The sequence below is a fragment of the uncultured Streptococcus sp. genome, assembly GCF_901875575.1.
Taxonomy (GTDB): Bacteria; Bacillota; Bacilli; order Lactobacillales; family Streptococcaceae; genus Streptococcus.
The window spans coordinates 38921-61913 of record NZ_CABFMF010000022.1; the positions used below are offsets into that span (position 1 = coordinate 38921).

Annotated in this window: 28 protein-coding genes and 1 other annotated feature; of the genes, 27 read left to right on the forward strand and 1 reads right to left on the reverse strand. The window is 41.4% G+C overall.

The annotated features are described in order from the left end of the window. Window positions 1–62 precede the first annotated feature (62 nt). The 14 genes from pyrH (at window position 63) to QZ114_RS06355 (ending at window position 11143) form a co-directional block, all read left to right on the forward strand. Complete coding sequence (gene pyrH / locus QZ114_RS06290) at window positions 63–788, forward strand: UMP kinase (RefSeq protein WP_000002995.1); 726 nt, start codon at window positions 63–65, stop codon at window positions 786–788. 20 nt (window positions 789–808) lie between these two features. After that, window positions 809–1366 (forward strand): ribosome recycling factor, encoded by a 558-nt coding sequence (frr, locus tag QZ114_RS06295; protein WP_001262225.1) that lies wholly within the window; start codon window positions 809–811, stop codon window positions 1364–1366. 59 nt (window positions 1367–1425) lie between these two features. Next, window positions 1426–2280, forward strand: a complete 855-nt coding sequence (gene cvfB / locus QZ114_RS06300) for an RNA-binding virulence regulatory protein CvfB (RefSeq protein WP_295501064.1) — start codon at window positions 1426–1428, stop codon at window positions 2278–2280. A gap of 8 nt (window positions 2281–2288) precedes the next feature. Next, window positions 2289–2504, forward strand: coding sequence for a YozE family protein (locus QZ114_RS06305; protein WP_001232084.1), 216 nt, complete (start codon window positions 2289–2291; stop codon window positions 2502–2504). Between the two features lie 184 nt (window positions 2505–2688). After that, window positions 2689–3693, forward strand: coding sequence for a PhoH family protein (locus QZ114_RS06310; protein ID WP_295501069.1), 1005 nt, complete (start codon window positions 2689–2691; stop codon window positions 3691–3693). Window positions 3694–3811: 118 nt separating this feature from the next. Further along, entirely contained in the window at window positions 3812–4381 is a 570-nt protein-coding gene (locus QZ114_RS06315) for a GNAT family N-acetyltransferase (RefSeq protein WP_295501072.1), read from the forward strand. A 66-nt stretch (window positions 4382–4447) separates the two neighbouring features. After that, window positions 4448–5089 (forward strand): helix-hairpin-helix domain-containing protein, encoded by a 642-nt coding sequence (locus tag QZ114_RS06320; RefSeq protein ID WP_295501074.1) that lies wholly within the window; start codon window positions 4448–4450, stop codon window positions 5087–5089. Next, on the forward strand, window positions 5073–7313 hold the full coding sequence (locus QZ114_RS06325) for a DNA internalization-related competence protein ComEC/Rec2 (protein WP_295501077.1): 2241 nt from the start codon (window positions 5073–5075) through the stop codon (window positions 7311–7313). The genes QZ114_RS06320 and QZ114_RS06325 overlap by 17 nt, the downstream gene beginning before the upstream one ends. 72 nt (window positions 7314–7385) lie before the next feature. Further along, window positions 7386–7517 (forward strand) — a sequence feature (ribosomal protein L20 leader region). Between the two features lie 15 nt (window positions 7518–7532). Continuing rightward, window positions 7533–8063 carry a translation initiation factor IF-3 gene (gene infC, locus QZ114_RS06330; RefSeq protein ID WP_000848180.1) on the forward strand — a complete coding sequence of 177 codons (531 nt, stop codon included), beginning with the start codon at window positions 7533–7535 and terminating at the stop codon, window positions 8061–8063. 32 nt (window positions 8064–8095) lie between these two features. Further along, the gene (gene rpmI / locus QZ114_RS06335) at window positions 8096–8296 is read left to right on the forward strand and encodes a 50S ribosomal protein L35 (protein ID WP_001125943.1); all 201 of its coding nucleotides are present in this window, start codon (window positions 8096–8098) and stop codon (window positions 8294–8296) included. 51 nt (window positions 8297–8347) lie between these two features. Beyond that, a complete protein-coding gene (gene rplT / locus QZ114_RS06340; protein ID WP_037578568.1) occupies window positions 8348–8707 on the forward strand; it encodes a 50S ribosomal protein L20 in 360 nt (119 codons plus the stop codon). A 57-nt stretch (window positions 8708–8764) separates the two neighbouring features. Beyond that, entirely contained in the window at window positions 8765–9145 is a 381-nt protein-coding gene (locus tag QZ114_RS06345) for a VOC family protein (protein WP_000157153.1), read from the forward strand. Between the two features lie 248 nt (window positions 9146–9393). Beyond that, window positions 9394–10194, forward strand: a complete 801-nt coding sequence (locus tag QZ114_RS06350) for a dihydroorotate dehydrogenase electron transfer subunit (RefSeq protein WP_295501084.1) — start codon at window positions 9394–9396, stop codon at window positions 10192–10194. Next, on the forward strand, window positions 10157–11143 hold the full coding sequence (locus tag QZ114_RS06355) for a dihydroorotate dehydrogenase (RefSeq protein WP_295501087.1): 987 nt from the start codon (window positions 10157–10159) through the stop codon (window positions 11141–11143). Before QZ114_RS06350 ends, QZ114_RS06355 begins: the two co-directional genes overlap by 38 nt. Before the next feature lie 75 nt (window positions 11144–11218). Here QZ114_RS06355 and pavA read toward each other — a convergent pair whose 3' ends face one another. Continuing rightward, a complete protein-coding gene (gene pavA / locus QZ114_RS06360) occupies window positions 11219–12874 on the reverse strand; it encodes an Rqc2 family fibronectin-binding protein PavA (protein ID WP_295501090.1) in 1656 nt (551 codons plus the stop codon). Window positions 12875–12978: 104 nt separating this feature from the next. Here pavA and ybeY point away from each other — a divergent pair, with 104 nt between their 5' ends. The 13 genes from ybeY to QZ114_RS06425 all read left to right on the forward strand — a co-directional run bounded on the left by ybeY (window position 12979) and on the right by QZ114_RS06425 (window position 22886). After that, on the forward strand, window positions 12979–13476 hold the full coding sequence (gene ybeY, locus QZ114_RS06365; protein ID WP_295501093.1) for an rRNA maturation RNase YbeY: 498 nt from the start codon (window positions 12979–12981) through the stop codon (window positions 13474–13476). After that, window positions 13457–13852: a diacylglycerol kinase family protein gene (locus QZ114_RS06370; protein WP_295501097.1), complete on the forward strand. Its 396-nt coding sequence runs from the start codon at window positions 13457–13459 to the stop codon at window positions 13850–13852. Before ybeY ends, QZ114_RS06370 begins: the two co-directional genes overlap by 20 nt. A gap of 16 nt (window positions 13853–13868) precedes the next feature. Beyond that, window positions 13869–14768, forward strand: coding sequence for a GTPase Era (gene era / locus QZ114_RS06375; protein WP_295501100.1), 900 nt, complete (start codon window positions 13869–13871; stop codon window positions 14766–14768). Between the two features lie 48 nt (window positions 14769–14816). Continuing rightward, window positions 14817–15641, forward strand: a complete 825-nt coding sequence (gene mutM, locus QZ114_RS06380; protein ID WP_295501104.1) for a DNA-formamidopyrimidine glycosylase — start codon at window positions 14817–14819, stop codon at window positions 15639–15641. Further along, window positions 15641–16237 (forward strand): dephospho-CoA kinase, encoded by a 597-nt coding sequence (coaE, locus tag QZ114_RS06385; protein WP_295501107.1) that lies wholly within the window; start codon window positions 15641–15643, stop codon window positions 16235–16237. Before mutM ends, coaE begins: the two co-directional genes overlap by 1 nt. A 69-nt stretch (window positions 16238–16306) precedes the next feature. Next, window positions 16307–16456 carry a 50S ribosomal protein L33 gene (rpmG, locus tag QZ114_RS06390; protein WP_007519517.1) on the forward strand — a complete coding sequence of 50 codons (150 nt, stop codon included), beginning with the start codon at window positions 16307–16309 and terminating at the stop codon, window positions 16454–16456. 39 nt (window positions 16457–16495) lie between these two features. Next, complete coding sequence (gene secG, locus QZ114_RS06395) at window positions 16496–16729, forward strand: preprotein translocase subunit SecG (RefSeq protein ID WP_000282514.1); 234 nt, start codon at window positions 16496–16498, stop codon at window positions 16727–16729. 87 nt (window positions 16730–16816) lie between these two features. Next, a complete protein-coding gene (rnr, locus tag QZ114_RS06400) occupies window positions 16817–19171 on the forward strand; it encodes a ribonuclease R (protein ID WP_295501112.1) in 2355 nt (784 codons plus the stop codon). Next, a complete protein-coding gene (gene smpB, locus QZ114_RS06405; RefSeq protein WP_125452173.1) occupies window positions 19134–19601 on the forward strand; it encodes an SsrA-binding protein SmpB in 468 nt (155 codons plus the stop codon). Before rnr ends, smpB begins: the two co-directional genes overlap by 38 nt. 15 nt (window positions 19602–19616) lie before the next feature. Beyond that, window positions 19617–20477 carry an SAM-dependent methyltransferase TehB gene (gene tehB / locus QZ114_RS06410; RefSeq protein WP_295501114.1) on the forward strand — a complete coding sequence of 287 codons (861 nt, stop codon included), beginning with the start codon at window positions 19617–19619 and terminating at the stop codon, window positions 20475–20477. A 279-nt stretch (window positions 20478–20756) separates the two neighbouring features. After that, complete coding sequence (locus tag QZ114_RS06415) at window positions 20757–21398, forward strand: amino acid ABC transporter permease (RefSeq protein WP_295501115.1); 642 nt, start codon at window positions 20757–20759, stop codon at window positions 21396–21398. Between the two features lie 9 nt (window positions 21399–21407). Further along, complete coding sequence (locus QZ114_RS06420; protein WP_295501117.1) at window positions 21408–22037, forward strand: amino acid ABC transporter ATP-binding protein; 630 nt, start codon at window positions 21408–21410, stop codon at window positions 22035–22037. A gap of 12 nt (window positions 22038–22049) precedes the next feature. Beyond that, window positions 22050–22886: an amino acid ABC transporter substrate-binding protein gene (locus QZ114_RS06425; RefSeq protein WP_295501302.1), complete on the forward strand. Its 837-nt coding sequence runs from the start codon at window positions 22050–22052 to the stop codon at window positions 22884–22886. Window positions 22887–22993 lie beyond the last annotated feature (107 nt).

Sequence of the window (22993 nt, forward strand, 5' to 3'; positions counted from 1 at the left end):
TGGTACTATAAAAATCTTAGAAATTATGATAAAATAGGTAGGATAAAAAAAGGAGAGTGAAAATGGCGAATCCCAAGTATAAACGTATTTTAATCAAGTTATCAGGTGAAGCCCTTGCCGGTGAACGGGGCGTAGGGATTGATATCCAAACAGTTCAAACAATCGCGAAAGAGATTCAGGAAGTTCATAGCTTAGGTATCGAAATTGCCCTTGTTATTGGTGGAGGAAATCTCTGGCGTGGAGAACCTGCAGCAGAAGCAGGTATGGACCGCGTTCAGGCAGATTACACAGGAATGCTTGGGACTGTTATGAATGCTCTTGTGATGGCAGATTCATTGCAACAAGTTGGTGTCGATACGCGTGTGCAAACAGCCATTGCCATGCAACAAGTGGCAGAGCCTTACGTACGTGGACGTGCCCTTCGTCACCTTGAAAAAGGCCGTATCGTTATCTTTGGTGCCGGAATTGGTTCACCTTACTTCTCAACAGATACAACAGCGGCCCTTCGTGCAGCGGAAATCGAAGCAGATGCTATCCTCATGGCTAAAAATGGCGTCGATGGTGTGTACAATGCCGATCCTAAGAAGGACAAGACAGCCGTTAAGTTTGAAGAATTGACCCACCGTGATGTGATTAACAAAGGACTTCGTATCATGGATTCAACAGCTTCAACCCTCTCAATGGATAACGACATTGACTTAGTTGTCTTCAACATGAACCAACCAGGTAACATCAAACGTGTTGTATTTGGTGAAAATATCGGAACAACTGTTTCAAATAATATTTAAGAAAAGGAATAAGAAAGATTATGGCTAACGCAATTATTGAAAAAGCTAAAGAGAGAATGACTCAGTCTCATCAATCACTTGCTCGTGAATTTGGTGGTATCCGTGCAGGACGTGCCAATGCAAGTTTGCTTGATCGTGTACATGTAGAATACTATGGAGTAGAAACTCCTCTTAACCAAATCGCTTCCATTACGATTCCAGAAGCGCGTGTTTTGTTGGTAACACCATTTGATAAGTCTTCATTGAAAGACATCGAACGTGCCTTGAACGCTTCTGATCTTGGTATCACACCAGCTAACGATGGTTCTGTGATTCGTTTGGTTATCCCAGCTCTTACAGAAGAAACTCGTCGTGACCTTGCTAAAGAAGTGAAGAAGGTCGGCGAAAATGCTAAAGTGGCTGTCCGCAATATCCGTCGTGATGCTATGGACGAAGCTAAGAAACAAGAAAAAGCAAAAGAAATCACTGAAGACGAATTGAAGACTCTTGAAAAAGATATTCAAAAAGTAACAGACGATGCTGTGAAACACATCGACGACATGACTGCCAACAAAGAGAAAGAACTTTTGGAAGTCTAAAAATAAACAGAAAAACTCAGTTGGCATTGCTGGCTGAGTTTTATTCGAAAGAAGGAAATATGAATACAAATCTTGCAAGTTTTATCGTTGGACTCATCATCGATGAAAATGACCGTTTTTACTTTGTGCAAAAGGATGGCCAGACCTATGCACTTGCTAAGGAAGAAGGTCAGCATACAGTAGGGGACACGGTTAAAGGCTTTGCCTACGCGGATATGAAGCAAAAACTCCGCTTGACAACTCTAGAAGTGACTGCCACTCAGGACCAATTTGGTTGGGGCCGTGTCACAGAGGTTCGTAAGGACTTGGGTGTCTTTGTGGATACGGGTCTTCCTGACAAGGAAATCGTTGTGTCACTCGATATCCTCCCTGAGCTCAAGGAACTCTGGCCTAAGAAGGGCGACCAACTCTACATCCGTCTTGAAGTGGACAAGAAAGACCGTATCTGGGGCCTCTTGGCTTATCAAGAAGACTTCCAACGTCTGGCTCGTCCTGCCTACAACAACATGCAGAACCAAAACTGGCCAGCCATTGTATATCGTCTCAAGCTGTCAGGAACTTTTGTTTACCTGCCAGAAAATAACATGCTTGGCTTTATCCATCCTAGCGAGCGCTACGCAGAGCCACGTTTGGGTCAAGTCTTAGATGCGCGTGTCATTGGTTTCCGTGAAGTGGACCGTACCTTGAACCTCTCCCTCAAACCGCGTTCTTTTGAGATGTTGGAAAATGATGCCCAGATGATTTTGACCTACTTGGAAGGCAATGGCGGTTTCATGACCTTAAATGATAAGTCATCTCCAGACGACATCAAAGCAACCTTTGGCATTTCTAAAGGTCAGTTCAAGAAAGCACTTGGTGGCTTGATGAAGGCTGGCAAAATCAAGCAAGACCAGTTTGGGACAGAGTTGATTTAGGGAGACATATGAGAAAATCATTTTATACTTGGCTCATGACTGAGCGCAATCCTAAAAGTAATAGTCCCAAGGCTATCTTGGCAGACCTCGCTTTTGAAGAATCAGCCTTCCCAAAACACACAGATGATTTTGATGAGGTGAGTCGCTTTTTAGAGGAACATGCCAGTTTCTCTTTTAACCTAGGAGACTTTGACGCTATCTGGCAAGAATACTTAGAACACTAGCATGAGTCATTGGGTTTGGGCTAGTAATTTCTCCATCCCTCTGCTATAATATAGTCATTCCGTTTATCTTTTATTACGTCGTTAACTTGCCTTGCCTAACCTTAGTTATGCCTACGACTCGTTGTCTAGTACTAAAAGCAAACGAAAAACTACTAAAAATAAAAGGATTAGAGAGGTTCTTTATTTGAAGGAACATTCAATAGACATTCAACTGAGTCATCCAGATGACCTGTTTCATCTTTTTGGTTCCAATGAGCGCCATCTTCGTTTGATGGAAGAAGAGCTTGATGTGGTGATTCATGCTCGTACGGAGATTGTGCAGGTTTTGGGAGAAGAGACTGCCTGTGAGGAAACCCGTCAGGTTATCCAAGCTCTCATGGTCTTGGTCAATCGTGGTATGACCGTTGGCACGCCAGATGTGGTGACTGCGATTAGCATGGTCAAAAACGATGAAATTGACAAGTTTGTCGCCCTTTACGAAGAAGAAATCATCAAAGATAATACAGGGAAGCCTATCCGTGTCAAAACACTGGGTCAAAAACTTTATGTGGACAGTGTCAAACAGCATGATGTGACATTTGGAATTGGGCCAGCAGGTACAGGTAAGACCTTCCTTGCAGTGACCTTGGCAGTGACAGCTCTTAAACGTGGTCAGGTTAAGCGAATTATCCTGACTCGTCCAGCAGTGGAAGCAGGTGAAAGTCTAGGTTTTCTTCCGGGTGATCTTAAAGAGAAGGTAGATCCTTACCTTCGACCTGTTTATGATGCCTTGTATCAGATTCTGGGAAAAGACCAAACGACTCGTCTCATGGAGCGTGAAATTATCGAGATTGCGCCCCTTGCTTATATGCGTGGACGAACCTTGGATGATGCCTTTGTCATTCTCGATGAGGCGCAAAATACGACCATCATGCAGATGAAGATGTTCTTGACTCGTTTAGGTTTTCATTCTAAGATGATTGTCAATGGAGATATTAGTCAGATTGACCTGCCACGCAATGTCAAGTCCGGTTTGATTGATGCTCAAGAGAAACTAAAGAACATTCACCAGATTGACTTTGTTCATTTTTCTGCTAAGGATGTGGTTCGCCATCCAGTTGTCGCTCAGATTATCCGAGCTTATGAACCATCTCCAGTTAAAAAAGCAGAGAGTGAAGAATTAGATCCTCAACCTCTATCTGAAGGATAGTTCTTTTGTACTTAAAGTTATCTCAATACCAAGTATAAATTTGCGTTTTAAATGTTTCATTCAATATCCTTATCTTAGTTAGAATCTTAGTTAGAAACTTTTCAAGTGGAGGAAACGTATGGAATCAATTTTTGTAAAACTTGCCCAGTATCCGTCTATAGAAACGGAGCGTTTATTGCTTAGACCTGTAACCTTGGATGATGCGGAAGCAATGTTTGACTATGCCTCGGATAAGGATAATACACGTTACACTTTTCCAACCAATCAAAATTTAGAAGAAACCAAAAATAACATTGCTCAGTTCTACTTGACCAATCCCTTGGGACGCTGGGGAATAGAACTGAAATGCAATGGCAAATTTATTGGAACCATTGACTTGCACAAGATTGATTCTGTTCTTAAGAAGGCAGCTATTGGCTACATTATCAATAAAAAGTATTGGAATCAAGGATTGGCGACAGAAGCCAATCGTGCCGTAATTGAGCTAGCTTTTGAGAAGATAGGAATGAATAAGTTAGTTGCTTTACACGATAAGGCTAATCCTGCATCTGGAAAGGTCATGGAGAAATCAGGCATGCGTTTTTCACATGCAGAACCTTATGCTTGTATGGACCAGCATGAAGAAGGCCGAATCGTGACAAGAGTTCATTATGTCTTGACCAAGGAAGACTATTTTGCAAATAAATAAGCAGTTGAAAAGAAATTTTCGACTGTTTTTTCTTTCTCTTACGAATAATCTAAGAGAGGAGAAAATATGGAAGCAATTTTCGAGAAAATCAAAGAGTATAAAATCATTGTCATCTGTACTGGTCTGGGCTTGCTTGTTGGCGGATTTTTCCTGCTAAAACCAGCTCCACAAACACCTGTCAAGGAAAGGAATTTGCAGGCAGAAGTCGCAGCTGTTTCCAAGGATTCGTCGACCGAAAAGGAAGTGAAGAAGGAGGAACCGGTTGAACAAGATCTAATCACAGTAGATGTAAAAGGCGCTGTTAAAGCACCTGGAATTTATGATTTGCCGGTAGGTAGTCGGGTCAATGATGCTGTTCAGAAGGCAGGTGGCTTGACAGAGCAAGCAGATAGCAAGTCGCTCAATCTAGCTCAGAAAGTTAGTGATGAGGCTCTGGTTTACGTTCCCACTAAGGGAGAAGAAGCAGCTAGTCAACAGACTGGTTCTGGGATGGCTTCTTCAACAAGCAAGGAAAAGAAGGTCAATCTCAACAAGGCCAGTCTGGAAGAACTCAAGCAGGTCAAGGGACTGGGAGGAAAACGAGCTCAGGACATTATCGATCATCGTGAAACAAATGGGAAATTCAAGTCGGTTGATGAACTCAAGAAAGTCTCTGGCATTGGTGCCAAGACCATAGAAAAGCTAAAAGATTATGTTACAGTGGATTAAGAATTTCCCCATTCCCCTAATTTACCTGAGTTTTCTGTTGCTTTGGCTTTATTACGCCATTTTTTCAGCATCCTATCTTGCTTTGTTGGGCTTTGTTTTTCTGCTAGTTTGTCTCTTTATTCAATTTCCTTGGAAATCAGCAGGCAGAGTTCTAGTGATTTGTGGAATCTTTGGTTGCTGGTTTCTGTTTCAAAATTGGCAACAGAGTCAAGCGAATCAAAATCTGGTGGATTCTGTTGAAAAGGTACGGATTTTGCCTGACACTATTAAGGTCAATGGTGATAGTTTGTCCTTTCGTGGTAAGTCTCGTGGACGCGTTTTTCAAGTCTATTATAAACTCCAGTCCGAGGAGGAGAAAGAACAATTTCAAACTTTAACAGACCTTCATGACTTGGAACTAGAAGGAAAACTTTTGGATCCAGAAGGGAAGAGAAACTTTGGTGGATTTAACTATCAAGCCTATCTGAAAACTCAGGGAATTTACCAGACTCTAAATATCAAAAAAATCCAATCATTTCAAAAGGTTGGCAGTTGGGATGTAGGTGAAAACCTGTCGAGTTTACGCCGAAAGGCTGTAGTTTGGATTAAGACGCATTTTCCAGACCCTATGCGCAATTACATGACGGGACTTCTATTAGGACATCTGGACACCGACTTTGAGGAGATGAATGAGCTTTATTCCAGTCTTGGAATTATCCACCTCTTTGCCTTGTCGGGTATGCAGGTAGGCTTTTTCATGGATGGATTTAAGAAACTTCTCTTGCGATTGGGCTTGACCCAAGAAAAGTTGAAATGGCTGACTTATCCCTTTTCTCTTATCTATGCAGGGCTGACAGGATTTTCAGCATCAGTCATTCGAAGTCTATTGCAGAAGCTACTGGCTCAACATGGTGTTAAGGGCTTGGATAATTTTGCCTTGACGGCGCTTGTCCTCTTTATCATCATGCCAAACTTTTTCCTGACTGCAGGAGGAGTTTTGTCATGTGCTTATGCTTTTATCTTGACCATGACCAGCAAAGAAGGGGAGGGACTTAAGGCTGTTGCCAGAGAAAGTCTGGTCATTTCCTTGGGGATATTGCCCATTCTATCCTTCTATTTTGCGGAATTTCAGCCTTGGTCCATCCTTTTGACCTTTGTCTTTTCCTTTCTATTTGACTTGGTATTTTTACCGCTCTTGTCTATCTTATTTGCCCTTTCCTTTCTCTATCCAGTCATTCAGCTGAATTTTATCTTTGAATGGTTGGAGGGAATGATTCGCTTTGTATCACAGGTGGCAAGTAGACCGCTTGTCTTTGGACAACCCAATGCATGGCTTTTAATCCTATTGTTAATTTCATTGGCTTTAGTTTATGATTTGAGAAAAAACATTAAAAGGCTAGCAGTATTGAGCTTATTGATTACAGGACTCTTTTTCCTGACCAAGCATCCACTGGAAAATGAAATCACCATGCTGGATGTGGGGCAAGGGGAAAGTATTTTCCTAAGGGATGTAACTGGGAAGACCATTCTCATAGATGTAGGTGGCAAGGCAGAATCTGATAAGAAAATTAAGGCTTGGCAAGAAAAGACGACGACCAGTAATGCACAGAGAAGCTTGATACCCTATCTTAAAAGTCGAGGAGTGGCCAAGATTGACCAGCTGATTTTGACCAATACGGACAAGGAACATGTTGGAGATTTGTTGGAGGTGACCAAGGCTTTCCATGTAGGGGAGATTTTAGTATCAAAAGGCAGTTTGAAACAGAAGGAATTTGTGGCAGAACTACAGGCAACTCAAACCAAGGTTCGTAGTGTGTCAGTGGGAGAGAACTTGCCAATTTTTGGAAGTCAGTTAGAAGTCCTATCTCCAAGGAAAATGGGAGATGGAGGTTATGATGATTCCCTGGTTCTGTATGGAAAACTTTTGGATAAAAACTTTCTTTTCACAGGAAACTTGGAGGAGAAAGGAGAGAAGGACGTGCTGAAGCATTATCCTGACCTAGAGGTGGATGTTTTGAAAGCTGGCCAACATGGCTCTAAAAAGTCATCTAGTTCAGCCTTTCTAGAAAAACTCAAACCAGAGCTTACTCTTATCTCAGTTGGAAAGAACAATCGAACGAAACTCCCCCATCAGGAGACTTTGACACGACTGGAAGGTATCAATAGTAAAGTTTACCGAACTGACCAGCAAGGAGCTATACGCTTTAAAGGGTGGAAAAGTTGGAAGGTTGAAACGGTTGGTTAATAAACACAAACTTTTCAAAAAAATAACTTTTTATCTTGACAAGGGCTAGAAAACTTGGTATCATATAAAAGTTGAGAAAAGCAGAAGTGAGAGCTTCTCGCCTTGTGACATTAAGTTGCCTGGCCCTACGGATGAAAAGTTTCTAAGAAACGCTATCATAACGTGCGGGCTTGTATATTTACGAGTCCGCTATTGTTTTTCTCTAATAAAACAAAAGAGGTGAAAACCATAGCAAAGCAAGACTTATTCATCAATGATGAGATTCGTGTACGTGAAGTTCGCTTGATTGGTCTTGAAGGAGAACAGTTAGGCATTAAGCCACTCAGTGAAGCGCAAGCTTTGGCTGATAACGCTAATGTTGACCTAGTATTGATTCAACCGCAAGCCAAACCACCTGTTGCAAAAATTATGGACTACGGTAAGTTCAAATTTGAGTACCAGAAGAAACAAAAAGAACAACGTAAAAAACAAAGTGTTGTTACTGTGAAAGAAGTTCGTCTAAGTCCAACTATTGACAAGGGTGACTTTGATACAAAACTTCGCAATGCACGCAAATTCCTTGAAAAAGGAAATAAAGTTAAGGTATCTATTCGCTTTAAGGGTCGTATGATTACCCATAAAGAGATTGGTGCAAAAGTTTTAGCCGAGTTTGCTGAAGCAACTCAAGATATTGCCATCATCGAACAACGTGCTAAAATGGATGGACGTCAAATGTTCATGCAATTGGCGCCAGCGACTGACAAAAAATAATTGTCAGAAAGTTAAATAAAGGAGAAAAAATCATGCCAAAACAAAAAACACACCGCGCATCAGCTAAACGTTTCAAACGTACAGGTTCTGGTGGACTTAAACGTTTCCGTGCTTACACTTCTCACCGTTTCCACGGAAAAACTAAGAAACAACGTCGTCATCTTCGTAAAGCATCTATGGTGCATTCAGGAGATTACAAACGTATCAAAGCAATGCTTACTCGCTTGAAATAATAGCTTAACAGTAAGTAAAGAATTCTAGGAAATATTTGGAGGAAATAAAACATGGCACGTGTTAAAGGTGGCGTTGTATCACGCAAACGTCGTAAACGTATTCTTAAATTAGCAAAAGGTTACTATGGAGCTAAACACATCTTGTTCCGTACTGCGAAAGAACAAGTAATGAACTCTTACTACTATGCATACCGTGACCGTCGTCAGAAAAAACGTGACTTCCGCAAATTGTGGATCACTCGTATCAACGCGGCAGCTCGTATGAACGGACTTTCATACTCACAATTGATGCATGGTTTGAAATTGGCTGAGATCGAAGTTAACCGTAAAATGCTTGCTGACTTGGCTGTTAACGATGCATCAGCTTTCACAGCTCTTGCAGATGCAGCTAAAGCAAAACTTGGTAAATAATAACAGATAAGACTGGAACAGGATTGTCCCAGTCTTTTTAAAAATAAAGGAGAAAATATGGCTTCAAAAATGCTACATACTTGCTTGCGAGTAGAAAATCTTGAAAAATCAATTGCATTTTATCAAGATGCTTTTGGTTTTAAAGAATTGCGTCGCAGAGATTTTCCAGATCATGCCTTCACGATTGTCTATCTAGGTCTTGAGGGTGACGACTATGAGTTGGAGTTGACTTATAACTATGATCACGGCCCTTATGTGGTTGGAGATGGCTTTGCCCATATCGCCCTAAGTACACCTGATCTTGAGGCACTTCATCAAGAGCATAGTGCAAAAGGATATGAAGTGACTGAGCCAAATGGTCTACCAGGAACTGCACCAAACTATTACTTTGTCAAAGACCCTGATGGCTACAAGGTTGAAGTCATTCGTGAAAAATAATCTCGTGAAGTCAAGTAGAATGTTCGTTTTCTACTTGACTTTTTTTAGCTGAAAGAGTATACTAGTAAAAATTTAACCTTTAAGGGGAGTCCAGAGAGACTCACAAGGTGTCAGATAAAAGAATAGTACAATTTTCTAGAGGGGACTTTTTGAGTGTGCTCTCTTCTGTTGTACGATTTTAACTGAGGCCTTGCACTAGCAAGGTCTTTTCTTTATCTGGTCCCCTTAAAATTTAAGGAGGAAAAGTCATGAATCCCACATGTAAGAAACGTTTGGGTGCGATTCGATTGGAAACCATGAAGGTGGTTGCACAGGAGGAAATCGCGCCAGCAATCTTTGAATTAGTCCTAGAAGGGGAAATGGTTGAATCTATGCGAGCAGGTCAATTTCTTCATCTGCGTGTGCCTGATGACGCCCATCTCTTGCGTCGCCCTATTTCAATTTCGTCTATCGATAAGGTTAAGAAGCAGTGTCATCTCATTTATCGGATTGAAGGGGCTGGGACAGCTATTTTCTCAACCTTAAGTCAGGGAGATATTCTTGATGTGATGGGTCCTCAGGGAAATGGTTTTGACTTGTCTGACCTAGATGAGCAGAGCCAGGTTCTCCTTGTTGGAGGGGGGATTGGTGTTCCTCCCTTGCTTGAAGTGGCCAAAGAATTGTATGCCCGTGGTGTGAAAGTAGTGACAGTCCTAGGATTTGCTAATAAGTCTGCTGTTATTCTGGAAACGGAATTAGCCCAATATGGTCAAGTATTTGTAACGACAGATGATGGCTCTTATGGTATCAAGGGAAATGTTTCTGTTGTTATCAAGGATTTAGAAAGTCAGTTTGATGCTGTATACTCATGTGGGGCTCCAGGAATGATGAAGTATATCAATCAAACCTTTTATGACCACCCAAGAGCCTATCTATCTCTTGAATCTCGTATGGCTTGTGGGATGGGGGCTTGCTATGCCTGTGTCCTAAAAGTACCAGAAAGTGAGACGGTCAGCCAACGCGTCTGTGAGGATGGCCCTGTTTTCCGCACAGGAACAGTTTTATTATAAGGAGAAAATCATGACTACAAATCGTTTACAAGTTTCTCTACCAGGTTTGGATTTGAAAAATCCGATCATTCCAGCATCAGGCTGTTTTGGCTTTGGACAAGAGTATGCCAAGTACTATGATTTAGACCTTTTAGGTTCTATTATGATCAAGGCGACAACTCTTGAACCCCGTTTTGGCAATCCAACTCCAAGGGTGGCAGAGACACCTGCTGGTATGCTTAATGCAATCGGTCTGCAAAATCCGGGTTTGGAAGTTGTTTTAGCTGAAAAGCTACCGTGGTTGGAAAGAGAATATCCAAATCTTCCCATCATTGCCAATGTAGCTGGTTTTTCAAAACAAGAATATGCGGCTGTTTCTCATGGTATTTCTAAGGCAGCCAATGTAAAGGCTATTGAGCTCAATATTTCTTGCCCCAATGTTGACCACTGTAATCACGGACTTTTGATTGGTCAAGATCCAGATTTAGCTTATGATGTGGTGAAAGCAGCTGTGGAAGCCTCTGATGTACCAGTTTATGTCAAACTAACTCCTAGTGTGACCGATATCGTTACTGTCGCAAAGGCAGCAGAGGATGCAGGAGCAAGTGGCTTGACTATGATTAATACTCTGGTTGGTATGCGTTTTGACCTCAAAACCAGAAAACCAATCTTGGCCAATGGAACAGGTGGAATGTCTGGTCCAGCAGTTTTTCCAGTAGCCCTCAAACTCATCCGACAAGTAGCCCAAACAACAGACCTGCCTATCATTGGAATGGGAGGAGTGGATTCGGCAGAAGCTGCACTAGAAATGTATCTGGCTGGAGCATCTGCTATCGGAGTTGGAACAGCCAACTTTACCAATCCTTATGCTTGTCCTGATATCATCGAAAATCTTCCTAAAGTAATGGATAAATATGGAATAAGCAGCTTGGAAAATCTCCGCAAGGAAGTAAAAGAGTCTCTGAGGTAAGTTGCAAACAATCTGTTCTTGCTTATTTTCAGATTTGTTAAGGAAGTAAGTTAAAAATCCTGATTTCAAGTAAAATCAGGATTTTTTCATGGATGCGATTTTTTCTGGATCTGGTGTGACACGGAGGGTCTTTTGTCCTGTGTAAGTGACAAAGCCTGGTTTTCCACCAGTTGGTTTGTTGAGTTTCTTGACTTCAATCATATCTACCTGAACAAGATTTGACAGGCGACCTTGAGAGAAGTAGGCGGCCAGCTCTGCTGCATCTGTCTTGACTTCATCGGATGGGTCAAGATTGCCTGAGATGACAACATGGCTTCCAGGAATGTCCTTGGCATGGAACCAAAGTTCCTCCTTGCGGGCTATTTTAAAGGTTAGCTCTTCATTTTGCAGGTTATTGCGGCCGACATAGATGATGGTTTTGCCATCGCTTGCTAGATATTGTTCTGGCTTTTTGCGCTTCTGAATTTTTTCTCGCTGTCTTCTGCGGATAAAACCTGTTTGGATTAATTCTTCACGGATTTCAGCGATTTCTTCTAGTCCAGCTTGGTTGAGAACAGTCTCTACACTTTCCAGATAGAGAATGGTTGCCTTGGTTTCTTGAATCAGATCTGTCAAATATTTGACGGATTCTTTTAGTTTTTGGTAGCGTTTGAAATAACGCTGGGCATTCTGGTTGGGACTTAGAGCCTTATCTAGTGCAATTGTGATCGGTTGGTTGGTGTAGTAGTTGTCTAGGATAACCTGGTCTTGGTCGTTAGGTACTTGGTGGAGGAAGGTTGTCAGCAATTCCCCTTTTTGGCGGAATTCTTCAGCATTGTCTGTCGCCAGTAATTCTTTTTCTTGTTTTTTCAGTTTATGTCGATTTTTTTGAAGTTCATTTTCAACACGGCGAATGAGTTCACTGGCTTGCTGTTTGACACGGTCGCGCTCAGCCTTGTCCTTATAGTAGGTATCCAACAAATCAGAAAGATTGTCAAAAGGCTCTCCCACCTGATTTGCAAAAGGGACTGGACTAAAGGAAGTCTCAGTCAAGCATGACTTGGTTTCTTGATTGAAAAAGTTACGGAAAGTGGACAATTTATCACTAACCAGAATGTTTTCTAATTCATTTGCCGTATCACGTCCCAGACCTTGAAAGAGGCTTTGAAGGTTTTTAGTTGTTGTTTCCTGTGTTTGCAGGATTTCAAAGAGCTTTTCATCCTTGATCGTGAAAGGATTGAGTGATTCCGTACTTGGCGGAGCGATATAGGTCGATCCAGGAAGCAAGGTGCGGTAGCTATTTTGTGAAAAACCGACGTGTTTGATGACTTCGAGGATTTTGTGACTGCTTTTATCGACCAGTAGAATATTGCTGTGTTTACCCATGATTTCGATAATCAGGGTAGCTTGGATATGGTCCCCAATCTCGTTTTTATTGGAAACAGAGATTTCCACGATACGGTCATTTTCCACTTGCTCAATCGACTCAATCAGGGCACCCTGCAAATACTTTCTCAACACCATGATAAAGGTAGAAGGTTGAGCAGGATTTTCAAAAGTTGTTTGGGTCAGCTGAATGCGTCCAAAAACGGGATGGGCAGAAAGGAGCAGGCGATGGCTTTGGCGATTGCTGCGGATTTGCAAGACCAACTCTTGCTCAAAAGGCTGATTGATTTTCTGAATGCGTCCATTCACTAACTCTCTTCGCAATTCATCAATCATGTGGTGTAAAAAAAATCCGTCAAATGACATCGTTCTCTCCTTGTGATTGTATTCCATAGTATTATATCAAAAAGGTAGAATAAAATCATGGAAATGTGGTATAATAAAGCCAAGTAAAGAGAAACGAGAAGCACATGTATATTGAAATGGTAGATGAAACTGGTCAAGTTTCAAAAGATATCTTGCAACAAACCCAAGAAATTTTGGAATTTGCAGCCAAAAAAATAGGCAAAGAAGACAAGGAGATGGCAGTTACTTTTGTGACCAATGAGCGTAGTCATGAACTTAATTTGGAGTACCGTGACACAGATCGTCCAACAGATGTCATCAGCCTTGAGTATAAGCCGGAATTGGATATTGCTTTTGACGAAGAAGATTTACTTGACAATCCAGAATTGGCAGAAATGATGTCTGAGTTTGATGCCTATATTGGGGAATTGTTCATCTCTATCGATAAGGCTCATGAGCAGGCTGAGGAATATGGTCACAGCTTTGAGCGTGAGATGGGCTTCTTGGCAGTACACGGCTTTTTACATATCAACGGCTATGATCACTACACTCCGGAAGAAGAAGCGGAGATGTTCGGTTTACAAGAAGAGATTTTAACAGCCTATGGACTCACAAGACAATAAACGAAAATGGAAAAATCGTGACCTGATTTCCAGTTTAGAATTTGCCTTGACAGGTATTTTTACTGCTATCAAGGACGAACGTAATATGCGAAAACATGCAGTGACAGCCCTTGTGGTTATCCTTGCAGGTTTTGTTTTTCAGGTTTCACGAATCGAATGGCTCCTTCTCCTATTAAGCATTTTCTTGGTGGTAGCATTTGAAATCATGAATTCAGCTATCGAAAATGTGGTTGATTTGGCCAGTCACTATCACTTTTCTATGTTGGCAAAGAAAGCCAAGGATATGGCAGCTGGTGCTGTGCTTGTAGTGTCGCTTTTCGCAGCAGTTACGGGTGCCCTTATCTTTCTCCCACGTATTTGGGATTTACTATTTTAAGAGTTAAGAGGAAATTATGACATTTAAATCAGGCTTTGTAGCCATTTTAGGACGTCCCAATGTTGGGAAGTCAACTTTTTTGAACCACGTCATGGGGCAAAAGATTGCCATCATGAGTGATAAGGCGCAGACAACGCGCAACAAAATCATGGGGATTTACACCACTGAGAAGGAGCAAATTGTCTTTATCGATACCCCAGGGATTCACAAGCCAAAAACAGCCCTTGGAGATTTCATGGTTGAATCCGCCTACAGCACTCTCCGTGAAGTGGATACCGTTCTCTTTATGGTTCCGGCTGATGAAGCGCGTGGCAAGGGGGACGATATGATTATCGAGCGTCTCAAGGCTGCTAAGGTTCCTGTGATTCTGGTGGTCAACAAGATTGATAAGGTTCACCCAGACCAGCTTTTGTCTCAGATTGATGATTTCCGTAATCAAATGGACTTCAAGGAAATTGTCCCAATCTCAGCTCTTCAAGGAAATAACGTCTCTCGTCTAGTGGATATTTTGAGTGACAATCTGGACGAAGGTTTCCAGTATTTCCCAGCTGACCAAATCACTGACCATCCAGAACGTTTCTTGGTTTCAGAAATGATTCGTGAGAAAGTCTTGCACTTGACACGTGAAGAGATTCCTCACTCAGTTGCCGTTGTGGTTGATTCTATGAAACGGGATGAAGAGACAGACAAGGTTCATATCCGTGCAACCATCATGGTGGAGCGCGATAGTCAAAAGGGGATTGTCATCGGAAAAGGTGGAGCTATGCTTAAGAAAATTGGTAGCATGGCCCGTCGTGATATTGAACTCATGCTAGGAGACAAGGTCTTTCTAGAAACATGGGTCAAGGTCAAGAAAAATTGGCGCGATAAAAAGCTAGATTTGGCTGACTTTGGCTATAATGAAAAAGAATACTAAGTAGAGGTGGGCATAAGCCTGCTTCTTGTTTTTAGAGAAGGAGGACTTATGCCTGAATTACCTGAGGTTGAAACCGTTCGACGTGGTTTGGAAACATTGATTTTGGGAAAGAAGATTTCGAGTATAGAAATTCGTTATCCTAAGATGATTAAAACGGACTTGGACGAGTTTCAAAAGGAAGTACCTGGTCAGATTGTTGAGTCAATGGGACGTCGTGGCAAATATTTGCTTTTCTACTTGACAGACAAGGTCTTGATTTCCCATCTGCGGATGGAGGGAAAATATTTTTACTATCCAGATCAGGTGCCTGAACGTAAGCATGCCCATGTTTTCTTTCAGTTTGAAGATGGTGGGACGCTTGTTTATGAGGATGTACGCAAGTTTGGTACCATGGAACTGTTAGCACCTCAATTATTGGATGCTTATTTTGTTTCCAAAAAATTGGGACCAGAACCAAGGGAAGATGATTTTGATCTGCAGATCTTTCAAGCTGCACTTGCAAAATCTAAAAAGCCTATCAAGTCTCATTTGCTAGATCAGACTTTGGTAGCTGGACTTGGCAATATCTATGTGGATGAGGTTCTCTGGCGAGCTCAAGTTCATCCGGCTAGGCCTTCCCAGAGTTTGACAGCTAAAGAAGTTGCAGAGCTTCATGATCAGACCATTGCTGTTTTAGATCAGGCTGTTGAAAAAGGAGGCTCAACTATTCGGACTTATACCAATGCATTTGGCGATGATGGAACCATGCAGGATTTTCATCAAGTCTATGATAAGGCTGGTCAAGAATGTTCACGTTGTGGCACTGTGATTGAAAAAATCCAACTAGGCGGACGTGGTACTCATTTTTGTCCCCAGTGTCAAAGGAGGGACTGATGGGAAAAATCATTGGAATCACAGGTGGAATCGCCTCTGGTAAGTCAACCGTGACAAACTTTTTGAGGCAGAAAGGCTTTCAAGTAGTTGACGCTGATGCTCTTGTCCACCAGCTCCAGAAGCCTGGCGGTCGTCTGTTTAAGGCTCTAGTCCAGCACTTTGGGCAAGAAATCATCCTTGAAAATGGAGCACTCAATCGGCCTCTCCTAGCTAGTCTCATCTTTTCAAATACGGAAGAGCGAGAATGGTCTAAGCAAATCCAAGGAGAGATTATCCGTGAGGAACTAGCTAGGTTGAGAGACCAGTTGGCTCAGACAGAAGAGATTTTCTTCATGGATATTCCCCTGCTTTTTGAACAAGACTATGCCTCTTGGTTTGATGAGACTTGGTTGGTCTATGTGGAGCCGGATGTTCAAATGGAGCGCTTAATGAAGCGAGATCAACTTTCTAAAGATCTAGCCATTTCTCGTCTTTCAGCCCAGTGGCTGTTAGAAGAAAAGAAGGGTTTGGCGAGCCAGGTTATCGATAACAATGGAAGTCAAGACCAATTACTAGCTCAGCTTAATTCTCTTCTCGAAAGAAGTGATCAAGATTGAATCTATTTGTTTAAACAGTTTCTTAAATGTAGTTGAACTAAAAATAAGGATAAGAGTAAAGGAAATCTCGTGCGTGTAAAAATTAATCTCAAATGCTCCTCGTGTGGAAGCATGAACTACCTAACCAGTAAAAACTCAAAAACCCATCCGGACAAGATTGAAGTTTTAAAGTATTGTCCCAAGGAAAGAAAAGTAACCCTACATCTTGAATCTAAGTAGATTTTATGGTAAAATAATAGGGATTTTAAGGAGTTTGATATGTATAACCTATTATTAACCATTTTACTAGTATTATCTGTTGTGATTGTGATTGCGATTTTCATGCAACCCACTAAAAACCAATCTAGCAATGTATTTGATGCCAGTGCAGGTGATTTGTTTGAACGTAGTAAAGCGCGTGGTTTTGAAGCTGTGATGCAGCGTTTGACAGGGATTTTAGTCTTTTTCTGGCTAGCCATTGCCTTAGCATTGACGGTATTATCAAGTAGATAAGAAAAGAATGGGCAAGACTAGGTCTTTGCCTGTTTTTATTTTGAAATGATTATGATTTATGCCAAATAAAAAATCTAGAAAGAAAACATGAAAGAAATTATAAAAGAATATTTACAAGACAAGGGAAAGGTAACGGTCAATGACTTGGCTCAGGCTTTGGGAAAAGACGGGTCCAAGGATTTTCGTGAGTTGATTAAAACCTTGTCCCTAATGGAAAGAAAGCACCAGATTCGCTTTGAAGAAGATGGCAGTCTGACCTTGGAAGCCAAGAAAAAACATGAGATTACTCTCAAGGGGATTTTCCATGCTCATAAAAATGGCTTTGGTTTTGTCAGCCTAGAAGGTGAGGAGGACGACCTTTTTGTAGGAAAAAACGATGTCAACTATGCTATTGATGGTGATACCGTTGAAGTCGTCATCAAAAAAGTTGCTGACCGTAATAAGGGAACAGCAGCAGAAGCTAAAATTATCGATATCTTAGAACACAGTCTGACAACCGTAGTCGGTCAAATCGTTCTAGATCAGGAAAAGCCCAAGTATGCTGGTTACATCCGTTCAAAAAATCAGAAAATCAGTCAACCCATCTATGTTAAGAAACCAGCCCTTAAACTCGAGGGAACCGAAGTTCTCAAGGTCTTTATCGATAAATACCCAAGCAAGAAACATGATTTCTTTGTCGCTAGTGTCCTCGATGTGGTGGGGCATTCAACGGATGTCGGAATTGATGTTCTTGAGGTCTTGGAATCAATGGACATTGTATCTGAGTTTCCAGAGGCTGTTGTCAAGGAAGCAGAAAGTGTGCCTGATGTTCCGTCTCAAAAAGATATTGAAGGTCGTCTGGACTTGAGAGATGAGATTACTTTTACCATTGATGGTGCTGATGCTAAGGACTTGGACGACGCAGTTCACATCAAGCCTTTGAAAAATGGAAATATCGAACTCGGAGTTCACATTGCGGATGTTTCCTATTATGTGACCGAGGGTTCTGCCCTTGACAAGGAAGCCCTTAACCGCGCGACTTCTGTTTACGTGACAGACCGAGTTGTTCCAATGCTTCCAGAACGACTGTCAAACGGCATTTGTTCCCTCAATCCTCAAGTTGACCGTCTAACTCAGTCAGCCATCATGGAGATTGATAAACATGGTCGTGTGGTTAACTATACCATTACACAAACAGTTATCAAGACCAGTTTTCGTATGACCTATAGCGATGTCAATGATATCTTAGCTGGCGATGAAGAAAAGAGAAAAGAATATCAGAAAATTGTTCCAAGTATTGAACTCATGGCCAAGCTCCATGAAACTTTAGAAAACATGCGTGTGAAACGTGGTGCCCTCAATTTTGATACCAATGAAGCGAAGATTTTAGTGGATAAGCAAGGTAAGCCTGTTGATATCGTTCTTCGTCAGCGTGGTGTTGCCGAGCGCATGATTGAGTCCTTTATGTTGATGGCCAACGAAACAGTTGCTGAGCATTTCAGCAAGCTGGATTTGCCTTTCATCTATCGAATTCACGAGGAGCCAAAGGCTGAAAAGGTTCAGAAGTTTATTGATTATGCTTCGAGCTTTGGCTTGCGCATTTATGGGACTGCCAGTGAGATTAGCCAGGAGGTCCTCCAAGACATCATGCGTACTGTTGAGGGAGAACCTTATGCGGATGTATTGTCCATGATGCTTCTTCGATCTATGCAGCAGGCTCGCTATTCGGAGCACAATCACGGCCACTATGGACTAGCGGCTGACTATTACACTCACTTTACCAGTCCGATTCGTCGTTATCCAGACCTTCTTGTTCACCGTATGATTCGGGATTACGGCCGTTCTAAAGAAATAGCCGAGCATTTTGAACAAGTGATTCCAGAGATTGCGACCCAGTCTTCCAACCGTGAACGTCGTGCTATTGAGGCTGAGCGTGAAGTCGAAGCCATGAAAAAGGCTGAGTACATGGAAGAATTAGTGGGTGAAGAATATGATGCTCTTGTATCAAGTATCGTCAAATTCGGTCTCTTTGTTGAATTACCAAATACAGTTGAAGGTTTGATTCACATCACCAACCTTCCTGAGTTTTATCATTTCAATGAGCGGGATTTGACCCTTCGTGGAGAGAAATCAGGTATTACCTTCCGTGTGGGTCAGCAAATCCGTATTCGAGTTGAAAGAGCGGACAAGATGACTGGAGAGATTGATTTTTCATTTGTAGCAAGTGAGTTTGATGTGATTGAGAAGGGGCTGAAACAGTCTAGTCGCAGTGACAGAGGGCGTGGTTCAAGTCGTCGTTCAGATAAGAAGGAAGACAAGAGAAAATCAGGACGCTCAAATGATAAGCGAAAGCATTCACAAAAAGACAAGAAGAAAAAAGAAAAGAAACCTTTTTACAAAGAAGTAGCTAAGAAAGGAGTCAAGCATGGCAAAGGGCGAGGGAAAGGTCGTCGCGCAAAATAAAAAGGCGCGCCACGACTATACAATCGTAGATACGCTAGAGGCAGGGATGGTTCTGACTGGAACTGAAATCAAGAGTGTGCGAGCTGCTCGAATCAACCTCAAGGATGGCTTTGCCCAAGTGAAAAATGGGGAAATCTGGTTGAGCAATGTTCATATCGCTCCTTACGAAGAGGGCAATATCTGGAACCAAGAACCAGAACGTCGTCGAAAACTCCTGCTCCATAAGAAGCAAATTCAAAAATTGGAACAGGAGACTAAAGGAACAGGTATGACCCTGGTTCCCCTTAAAGTCTATATCAAAGATGGCTATGCCAAGCTCCTTTTAGGACTTGCCAAAGGGAAGCATGACTACGACAAACGGGAGTCTATCAAACGTCGTGAGCAAAACCGCGACATCGCACGTGTTATGAAAGCTGTTAATCAGCGATAAAAAGAGGAAATGAAAATGGAAAAACTAATTGCCTATAAACGTATGCCCTTGTGGAATAAAGAAACCATGCCAGCGGCGGTTCAGCAGAAACACAATACCAAGGTTGGGACTTGGGGCAAGATTACTGTTTTAAAAGGAACTCTCAAGTTTATTGAATTGACAGAGGATGGTGAGGTTTTAGCTGAACACCTCTTTGAAGCAGGGGCTGACAATCCCATGGCGCAACCACAAGCTTGGCACCGAGTGGAGGCTGTAACAGACGATGTGGAATGGTACTTGGAATTTTATTGTAAACCTGAGGATTACTTCCCTAAAAAATACAATACCAATCCTGTTCATTCAGAAGTTCTAGAAGCTATGCAGACAGTGAAAGCAGGGAAAGCCTTGGATTTGGGCTGTGGTCAGGGTCGAAACTCTCTCTTCTTAGCACAGCAAGGTTTTGATGTGACAGCTGTCGATCAAAATGAATTATCCCTTGAAATCTTGCAAAGCATTGTGGAGCAGGAAGATTTGGAAATGCCTGTTGGTCTTTACGATATCAATTCAGCTAGCATCGGGCAAGAGTATGATTTCATCGTCTCGACAGTTGTTTTGATGTTTTTGCAAGCAGACCGCATTCCCGCAATTATCAAAAACATGCAGGAGAAAACCACTATTGGTGGCTACAATCTTATCGTTTGTGCCATGGACACGGAGGATTATCCTTGCTCAGTAAACTTTCCATTTACTTTTAAGGAAGGGGAACTGGCAGACTATTACAAGGACTGGGAATTGGTTAAGTACAATGAAAATCCGGGTCATCTTCACCGTCGCGATGAGAATGGCAATCGTATACAACTACGCTTTGCGACCATGCTAGCTAAGAAAATCAAGTAAATATGAAGGAGAGTCTGGGACAAAAAGATTTTGATTTTAGGAACTCTTTATTATAATTTTTTAAAATCGATAAACTAGACAAAAAAAGTGAACAAAACAGGATTCTGAGTATCAGATAACTCGTTTTGTTCGCTTTTTATATTTAAGGTTAGACTTTTGTCCCAGCCTCTTTTTTGTAAATTAACTTTACAAAGAATAAAGAAATTTTTTTACAAAAATTCCACCATTTTATGTTTATTAATGCTATAATAGGAACAATTATTTTAAGGAGGTGTCAGTATGTCTTATTTGTTTGAGATCTTACCGAGTTTATTGAGCGGTGCAAGCATGACTTTACAGGTTTTTGCACTGGTCTTGCTTTTTTCTATTCCCTTGGGCGTTTTAATTGCCTTTGCCTTGCAAGTCCATTGGAAGCTCCTCCATCATCTGATTAACATTTACATTTGGATTATGCGAGGCACACCCTTGCTCTTGCAATTGATCTTTATCTATTATGTGCTACCAAGCATTGGGATCCGTTTGGATCGCCTTCCAGCGGCTATCATCGCCTTTGTTCTTAACTATGCTGCTTACTTTGCTGAAATCTTCCGTGGGGGGATTGATACCATCCCTAAAGGTCAATATGAGGCTGCTAAGGTCTTGAAGTTTAGTCCTTTTGACACAGTGCGCTATATTATCTTGCCTCAGGTGACCAAGATTGTTCTCCCTAGTGTATTTAATGAGGTTATGAGTTTGGTCAAGGATACGTCTCTAGTCTACGCTCTAGGAATTTCAGACCTTATCTTAGCAAGTCGAACAGCTGCCAACCGTGATGCCAGCCTTGTTCCCATGTTCTTGGCAGGAGCCATTTACTTGATTTTGATTGGGATTGTGACAATCATTTCCAAAAAAGTTGAGAAGAAGTACAGTTATTATAGATAGGAGAGTGCCATGTTAGAATTACGAAATATCAATAAGAAATTCGGAGACAAACGAATCCTGTCTGATTTCAGTCTAAGTATTCCTGAAAAGCAAATCCTAGCTATCGTCGGGCCTTCTGGTGGAGGTAAGACGACTCTCTTACGTATGCTTGCAGGTCTTGAAACCATCGATTCAGGGCAAATCTTTTATAATGGAGAATCTTTAGAATTGGATGAACTGGAGAAGCGAAATCTACTGGGATTTGTATTCCAAGATTTTCAACTTTTCCCTCATTTGTCAGTTTTAGACAATTTGACCTTATCGCCTGTGAAAACAATGGGAATGAAGCAGGATGAGGCAGAGAAGAAGGCGCGTGGACTCTTGGAACAGTTAGGGTTAGCAGGGCACGCAGATGCTTATCCATTCTCACTATCAGGTGGGCAAAAACAGCGGGTGGCTTTGGCGCGTGCTATGATGATTGACCCAGAAATCATTGGTTACGATGAACCAACTTCTGCACTGGATCCAGAATTACGCTTGGAAGTGGAAAAACTAATCTTGCAAAATAGGGAACTTGGCATGACCCAGATTGTGGTTACCCATGATTTACAGTTTGCGGAAAATATTGCAGATGTATTATTAAAAGTAGAACCTAAATAGGAGGAAAAAATGATGAAAAAATTGATGCTTATATTAGTCAGTCTAATGACTGCTTTGTTCTTAGTAGCTTGTGGGAAAAATGCTAGTGAAACTGGTGGAGATAATTGGTCTAAATACGAGTCTAACAAGTCTATTACTATTGGATTTGATAGTACTTTTGTTCCAATGGGGTTTGCTCAGAAAAATGGTTCCTATGCAGGATTTGATATTGATTTAGCTACAGCTGTTTTTGAAAAATATGGAATTACGGTAAATTGGCAACCGATTGATTGGGATTTGAAAGAAGCTGAATTGACAAAAGGAACGATTGATCTGATTTGGAATGGCTATTCCGCTACAGACGAACGCCGTGAAAAGGTAGCATTCAGTAACTCATATATGAAGAATGAGCAGGTATTGGTGACTAAGAAATCTTCAGGTATCACGACTGCAAAGGATATGGCTGGAAAGACATTAGGAGCTCAAGCTGGTTCATCTGGTTATGCGGACTTTGAAGCAAATCCAGCGATTTTAAAGGATATTGTTGCTAATAATAAAGCGAATCAATACCAAACCTTTAATGAAGCCTTGATTGATTTGAAAAACGATCGAATTGATGGTCTATTGATTGATCGTGTCTATGCAAACTATTATTTAGAAGCAGAAGGCGTTTTAAACGATTATAATGTCTTTACAGTTGGACTAGAAACAGAAGATTTTGCGGTTGGAGCACGTAAGGAAGATACAACTCTGGTTAAAAAGATAAATGAAGGATTTTCTAATCTTTATAAGGATGGTAAGTTCCAGGAAATCAGCCAAAAATGGTTTGGAGAAGATGTAGCAACCAAAGAAGTGAAAGAAGGAAAATAAAATAGATAGGAAGCCTAGTTTTGACATTTTAAACTGGGCTTTTTTATACAAAATATAAAATAACATATACAATATAAATATTGATAATATATAATTATAAATAATTT

Coding starts and splice junctions, on each gene's coding strand:
- pyrH (WP_000002995.1), top strand. CDS start 63: ATGGCGAATCCCAAGTATAAACGTATTTTAATCAAGTTATCAGGTGAA.
- frr (WP_001262225.1), top strand. CDS start 809: ATGGCTAACGCAATTATTGAAAAAGCTAAAGAGAGAATGACTCAGTCT.
- cvfB (WP_295501064.1), top strand. CDS start 1,426: ATGAATACAAATCTTGCAAGTTTTATCGTTGGACTCATCATCGATGAA.
- QZ114_RS06305 (WP_001232084.1), top strand. CDS start 2,289: ATGAGAAAATCATTTTATACTTGGCTCATGACTGAGCGCAATCCTAAA.
- QZ114_RS06315 (WP_295501072.1), top strand. CDS start 3,812: ATGGAATCAATTTTTGTAAAACTTGCCCAGTATCCGTCTATAGAAACG.
- QZ114_RS06320 (WP_295501074.1), top strand. CDS start 4,448: ATGGAAGCAATTTTCGAGAAAATCAAAGAGTATAAAATCATTGTCATC.
- QZ114_RS06325 (WP_295501077.1), top strand. CDS start 5,073: ATGTTACAGTGGATTAAGAATTTCCCCATTCCCCTAATTTACCTGAGT.
- rpmI (WP_001125943.1), top strand. CDS start 8,096: ATGCCAAAACAAAAAACACACCGCGCATCAGCTAAACGTTTCAAACGT.
- rplT (WP_037578568.1), top strand. CDS start 8,348: ATGGCACGTGTTAAAGGTGGCGTTGTATCACGCAAACGTCGTAAACGT.
- QZ114_RS06345 (WP_000157153.1), top strand. CDS start 8,765: ATGGCTTCAAAAATGCTACATACTTGCTTGCGAGTAGAAAATCTTGAA.
- QZ114_RS06350 (WP_295501084.1), top strand. CDS start 9,394: ATGAATCCCACATGTAAGAAACGTTTGGGTGCGATTCGATTGGAAACC.
- QZ114_RS06355 (WP_295501087.1), top strand. CDS start 10,157: ATGGCCCTGTTTTCCGCACAGGAACAGTTTTATTATAAGGAGAAAATC.
- pavA (WP_295501090.1), bottom strand. CDS start 12,874: ATGTCATTTGACGGATTTTTTTTACACCACATGATTGATGAATTGCGA.
- ybeY (WP_295501093.1), top strand. CDS start 12,979: ATGTATATTGAAATGGTAGATGAAACTGGTCAAGTTTCAAAAGATATC.
- QZ114_RS06370 (WP_295501097.1), top strand. CDS start 13,457: ATGGACTCACAAGACAATAAACGAAAATGGAAAAATCGTGACCTGATT.
- era (WP_295501100.1), top strand. CDS start 13,869: ATGACATTTAAATCAGGCTTTGTAGCCATTTTAGGACGTCCCAATGTT.
- mutM (WP_295501104.1), top strand. CDS start 14,817: ATGCCTGAATTACCTGAGGTTGAAACCGTTCGACGTGGTTTGGAAACA.
- coaE (WP_295501107.1), top strand. CDS start 15,641: ATGGGAAAAATCATTGGAATCACAGGTGGAATCGCCTCTGGTAAGTCA.
- secG (WP_000282514.1), top strand. CDS start 16,496: ATGTATAACCTATTATTAACCATTTTACTAGTATTATCTGTTGTGATT.
- rnr (WP_295501112.1), top strand. CDS start 16,817: ATGAAAGAAATTATAAAAGAATATTTACAAGACAAGGGAAAGGTAACG.
- smpB (WP_125452173.1), top strand. CDS start 19,134: ATGGCAAAGGGCGAGGGAAAGGTCGTCGCGCAAAATAAAAAGGCGCGC.
- tehB (WP_295501114.1), top strand. CDS start 19,617: ATGGAAAAACTAATTGCCTATAAACGTATGCCCTTGTGGAATAAAGAA.
- QZ114_RS06415 (WP_295501115.1), top strand. CDS start 20,757: ATGTCTTATTTGTTTGAGATCTTACCGAGTTTATTGAGCGGTGCAAGC.
- QZ114_RS06420 (WP_295501117.1), top strand. CDS start 21,408: ATGTTAGAATTACGAAATATCAATAAGAAATTCGGAGACAAACGAATC.
- QZ114_RS06425 (WP_295501302.1), top strand. CDS start 22,050: ATGAAAAAATTGATGCTTATATTAGTCAGTCTAATGACTGCTTTGTTC.